General features: G+C 60.0%; 2 protein-coding genes. One reads left to right on the top strand and one right to left on the bottom strand.

The window, feature by feature from the left end; all coding sequences use genetic code 11:
• Positions 1–909 (top strand): PQQ-binding-like beta-propeller repeat protein (locus H5U08_RS18395; RefSeq protein WP_297036493.1); only part of this gene is annotated, 909 nt, incomplete at its 5' end.
• A 71-nt stretch (positions 910–980) separates the two neighbouring features.
• On the opposite strand, the gene H5U08_RS18390 is transcribed toward H5U08_RS18395, so the two are convergent.
• Positions 981–1,541 (bottom strand): sugar phosphate isomerase/epimerase (locus tag H5U08_RS18390; RefSeq protein WP_297036490.1); only part of this gene is annotated, 561 nt, incomplete at its 5' end.

The raw sequence follows: 1,541 nt of genomic DNA, 5'->3' as shown, positions 1-1,541 counted from the left end.
CGCGTCCTCTATCTCAATTCAGGGAATGGGGTGGACAACACGCACCGCCGCATTCGTAAGCCGGAAGCCCCCAGTCTCATCGTGCTCGACAAAAACACGGGAAAACTGGTGGCCCAGGACGCGGAACACATCGGCCCGCGGATCTTTCACGCCACCTGGTCGTCTCCGGCCCTTGCCGAGATCAACGGTCAACGGCTCATCATCTTTTGTGGAGGCGACGGCGTTGTTTATGCTTTTGAGGCCCTTCCCCAGGATTTTCAATCCACCGGAGTGGCCCCGCTCCGCCTGGTCTGGAAGTTCGACTGCGACCCCACCGCGCCCAAGGAAAACGTGCACCAGTACATCGGCAACCGAAAGATCAGCCCGAGCAACATCAAAAGCATGCCGGTGGTCTATCGCAACCGGGTGTATGTGACCGTGGGAGGCGATATCTGGTGGGGGAAGCGGGAAGCCTGGCTGAAATGCATTGACGCAACCGGCCAAGGCGATGTGACGCACACCCATCAACTGTGGTCCTATCCTTTGAAGGAGCACTGCTGTTCGACGCCTTCCATCTGGAACGGCCTGGTGTTCGTTGCCGATTGCGGCGGATATCTCCACTGCGTGGACGCGGAAACCGGCCAGCCTTACTGGACGCACGACCTGGAGGGCGAGGTCTGGGCGTCCACACTCGTGGCGGATGGAAAAGTTTACGTGGGCACGCGGCGCGGTCTCTTCTGGATATTCAAGGCCGACAGCACCAAACAGCTTCTTGCCCGCATCGAACTGGGCGACGGCACCGCCTCCACGGCCGTGGCAGCCAACGGGGTGCTCTACGTGACGACCCTGAGCCGCCTGTACGCGGTCGCCCATCCCCAATCTCAACCCGCTGCCGTTTCTCAAACGCCGGGTCACCAAATTGGGAGGTGATTGACACATACCGGAGGAAGTCCGGAAAAACTCGCCGACTTCTCAAAATGGGCTGCCGTTTTTGCTCGCTTTTACAGAAGCGACTTCAGGTACTTGATGCTTTTTTCTGCCTGTTCGATGGTGCCGCATTCCACACTGAGGACGATGTCGCGCGGGGCACGACGACAGATCTCGATGACCTTCTTCCAATCAATCACACCATCTCCGCAGGCACAGCCGACAGGCGTCCCGGTGACTTTCCCTCGCTCGGCCTCGGCCTGCTGCACCGAAATATCTTTGGCGTGAAGGTGCACCAGCCGATCGGCGACACGTTCCAGCCAGGCAATCGGATCCTGTCCCGCCAGGAAGGCGTTGCCGGTGTCGAAATTGATGCCGATCACCGGAGATCGCACGAGGTTGTAGATGCGATCCAGGCCCTCAGGCGTCTTGCTGTACTGCTGATGGGGCTCCAGCCCGATGAGGATTCCACGTCGCTCGGCCACAAAGGCGGCCTCCTGGAGCGTGTACTTCATGAGGACGAAATCCTCTTCCTCGGTGGTCCAGTGCGGCTTGGGGCCCTCGTCGGTGTTGACCACGGGGGCGCCGCACTCCGCCGCAAAGCGAATGGCCTGCTTGAGATACTCCACACTGAT

This window comes from Thermogutta sp. (assembly GCF_014359955.1).
Classification (GTDB): Bacteria; Planctomycetota; Planctomycetia; order Pirellulales; family Thermoguttaceae; genus Thermogutta.
Note: the sequence above shows the minus strand (reverse complement) of the source record. Positions and strands in the feature narration are given on the sequence as shown.